Origin of the sequence: Bacteriovorax sp. DB6_IX (assembly GCF_000447775.1) — a bacterium.
GTDB lineage: Bacteria > Bdellovibrionota > Bacteriovoracia > Bacteriovoracales > Bacteriovoracaceae > Halobacteriovorax_A.
On the sequence record NZ_AUNJ01000097.1, the window covers coordinates 1 to 3,520 of the forward strand.

Here is a 3,520-nt window from a genome sequence, read left to right on the forward strand (position 1 = left end):
AATGCCAAAGGCTTTGATCACTCTTATGTGCAAAACCTTGGACATCTTGAAATGTCTCATACTCCTATTAACTTTCTTCAATCTTCAGGTTTGATTTCGAAAATTTCTTTTGATCAAAATTTGGATCTTGCTTATTTTAAACAGAATCATGTTGGAGAAGGCCAGTACCTGAGAAATGTCCAACGTCTAGATTATCGACCAAGTGTGTGGATGAAATTAAGGCCCTTTGGTCCGGTTAATTTTGAAGCGACTTATAAATTTGATTATCAACACTATAATATTCCTCATGAAGTTTCTGGTTCTCAAACAGCGAGAAAGTATGGAAGTCAAATAAAGACCTCTCTTTGGATGGAGGTCGAGAAGACTTTTGGTAGGCCCTATATTGAGACTAAGAATGCACAAAAGGTTGAGATCGTGGAAAATAAGAGTGATCTCATCTCCCCTGTTCCAAATATCAAAGAAGAGTCAAAGCAACAAAGAATTGCTCACAGCTCTTATAAGCATCTTGTAAGATATGGATTAAATCACTCTTATTATGAAGACCAAAAAATTAGTGGAAATGAGAATCTTGTCACAAGTCTATTAGATGGGACAAATAATGCTCGTTTTGACTATCGTGATCAAATTGGTGGTCGTGATCAAAATGTTTTCGATGTGGCCACAAGAACAGATCTTCCGGAATCAAATACAATAGAGCTGGTTTGGAAGAACTCCTTACTAAAGAAAACTCCAAAGTTAGATATCAGTCCATTTTAAAACTTTCGTTATAATCTCGATAATTTTGATTACTCTAAGATTGCTTACTTTGATCTTTCTCAAGGGGTTCTTTTGAATTCAAATGATGACCCTGAATTTGATTTTGAGGATCGTCTGACTCGACTTCACGCTTCTTTTGGTGTGAATATCGGAAACTTATCTCTTTCTGGTTCTGAGTATTACTTTCATCAAAGTGGAGAGCATATTTCAGACTTTAGTCTAACTTATAACCAAGCTTATTTTAACTATGGCGTAAGTTATATCTATGACTCCTTCTCATCTCAAAGACGTTATACTAAGCATGATCTCAAATTCAGACTCTCTGATATGATTGAGCTTCGTACTGGGCACTACTATGACTTTGAAAAGAAGTCTGTTTATGAGTCTTATGTCGGTGGTATCTATGTTCCTAAGAATAACTGTTGGAAGCTTGATATTGAATATCGCCAAAAAGATCAGATTAAGAATAATGATTTAACTAAAGATCAAATTATTAGTTTTAACTTCCTATTAAATTATAATGCGAAGACTTTTGGTTCACTCTTTGGTATTCAGCTTTAATGATTTACTTCATTGATTTCGAAGATAGTTTTAATAATAATATTCTCTCTTATTTAGAAGAGATTGCTCCAGTTAAGATCATTCACTATTCGAATTTTTCTGAAGTTTGTTGCGGTGCTATTTCTTCTGGTGATATTCTCTGTCTTGGCCCTGGGCCAGGTCATATTAGTGAGTATCTTCCTTTCTTAGGGCCTCTTGCTGAGCTTATCAAAGAACCTGGAATTATGAAGGTTGGGATTTGCCTAGGACATCAAATATTACTTCATTTGAAATTTAATTGCTCACTAGAGCAGTGCCAATCTCCGATTCATGGGCAGAAAGTTTATCTGCAAAAAAACCACCAGTTATTAAGATCATTAGGTCTTGTTCAGGAGCAAGACTTTGAGGTTCAGCGCTATAATTCCTGGACCGTCGACTATAAGAATCTTGATGAGGGACTCTATGTCCTTGATTCTAAAAAAGAATTGGCCTTATTCTACAATAGAGATGACTTTTACTGCCTGCAATTTCACCCTGAATCTGTGGGAACATCTTGCCCTGAGTTATTTTTTCAACCTCTTAGGTCTTTTTTGAGATAACCTAATAGGGATGGAATTGATAAAACTATCCGGAATTTATGACAAACGAACAATGAAAATAGGCCAAGATCTTGGTTTGTCTTCTTATGAGTTTGATTTTCGTCCGATGAGTTTTAACTTTATTCAACAATATGTCATGGAAGAGATCTTGGCCGAGATTCAGTCGACATCCCCAAAAATCTCACTGCATTTTCAAAATGAACAAAATTTTATGATTGATAATATCCTTGGATCATTTAAAGAATCGGCCCTAAGCCCAGTGTTGGTTTTTTCTGATACACAGTCTCCTGTATATTATAATTCGTTTAAGACGCCATTTTATTGGCATTATGATCCACAGGGTGATGTAAAGGGAGTGATTAGTGCCAAGTATAACGAAGGGATAATCCTCAATTATCAATTTCTTGAGAAACTACACCATGAAGGAACCCTTCACAACTTTATGACTAACTTCTATAGTGGACTGAGAGGGGCCGAAACAAAGAAGATTGGGCTCAAGATAGATTGGGATAGTAATCTTGCTCCGAGTATCTTTGATCTCGTTGACTTTGATTTTATTGAGCTGCCTATTAATAGTAAGGTTGAAGTCTGCTATCGCAATGTTGATAGCACCAAGTTGCAGAAAAATATCAGTATTCTTAAAAATCTTACTTGCTAATAAGTGGGATTTTTTCTACAAAATTTCTATGAAAATTCTTTTAAGTAATGATGACGGTGTCTATGCACCGGGACTAAATTCTCTATATGAACACCTTGCTGACATTGCGGATGTCACTGTTGTTGCTCCACTTAGTGAGAGAAGTGCAACAGGTCAGACTCTAACTCTTGATCATCCTGTGAGGATTGAGAAAATCAAGAAAGATTTCTACGGTACGACCGGATATCCTGCTGATTGTACATTACTTGGTATTATTCATATTCTCGATGAAAAACCGGACTTGGTGATTTCTGGAATTAATAGAGGGGCCAACTTAGGTCAAGATATCTACTATTCGGGTACTGTTGCTGCTGCCAGGCAGGGAAGTTTTCATCAGGTTCCATCTGTGGCCATTAGTACGGTCATTGATCATCGCCCACATGATTATGATGAAATTAGATATGAGAGCGCGGCAAAATTCATGAGGGAATTTGTTCAAAAAAGAATGCATGAGCAAATCTCACCACTTACTATGCTCAATATTAATGTCCCAGATCTTCCTATGGAAGAGATAACAGGGACATCAATCACTAAACTAGGTCAAAGATTCTATTCGGAAGAGGTGGAAAGACGTTTTGACTCTAAGAACCGCGAGTATTTTTGGATCGGTGGCTCCTTTCTTGGTAGTTCAAATGAGCCAGGATCAGATGGCCATGCTATTGAAAATAGGGAAATCTCGATCAATCCACTCAACCTTTTGAGCGATTCAGCCGAAGAAATTGAAAGGTGGGCGGAAATTATTGCCGATAATGGTTAAGGCTTAGTTATTCTCGCCCAGAAAAAGATTCATATTGGGCGAGATTATGAGACTTAGAAATTTACTTACAATATTTGTAATATTATCAATAATTACTTCTTGTGCGGGAATGCGTAGTGGACGCTATGTGACTCTAGATAAGAACTATTCTGCAAAGAGTTTGGCCAAACT

General features: G+C 36.8%; 5 protein-coding genes. All 5 read left to right on the plus strand.

What is annotated here, in order from left to right; genetic code table 11:
* Positions 1 to 756: hypothetical protein (locus M901_RS03115; RefSeq protein ID WP_021276722.1), on the plus strand; the 756-nt coding region annotated here is incomplete at its 5' end.
* A gap of 72 nt (positions 757 to 828) precedes the next feature.
* A complete protein-coding gene (locus tag M901_RS03120; protein ID WP_021276719.1) occupies positions 829 to 1,317 on the plus strand; it encodes a hypothetical protein in 489 nt (162 codons plus the stop codon).
* Positions 1,317 to 1,895 carry a glutamine amidotransferase gene (locus tag M901_RS03125; RefSeq protein ID WP_021276721.1) on the plus strand — a complete coding sequence of 193 codons (579 nt, stop codon included), beginning with the start codon at positions 1,317 to 1,319 and terminating at the stop codon, positions 1,893 to 1,895. The genes M901_RS03120 and M901_RS03125 overlap by 1 nt, the downstream gene beginning before the upstream one ends.
* 52 nt (positions 1,896 to 1,947) lie before the next feature.
* Positions 1,948 to 2,553: a hypothetical protein gene (locus tag M901_RS03130; protein ID WP_034719944.1), complete on the plus strand. Its 606-nt coding sequence runs from the start codon at positions 1,948 to 1,950 to the stop codon at positions 2,551 to 2,553.
* A 28-nt stretch (positions 2,554 to 2,581) separates the two neighbouring features.
* Positions 2,582 to 3,349, plus strand: coding sequence for a 5'/3'-nucleotidase SurE (surE, locus tag M901_RS03135; RefSeq protein WP_021276720.1), 768 nt, complete (start codon positions 2,582 to 2,584; stop codon positions 3,347 to 3,349).
* The last annotated feature ends 171 nt before the right edge of the window (positions 3,350 to 3,520 follow it).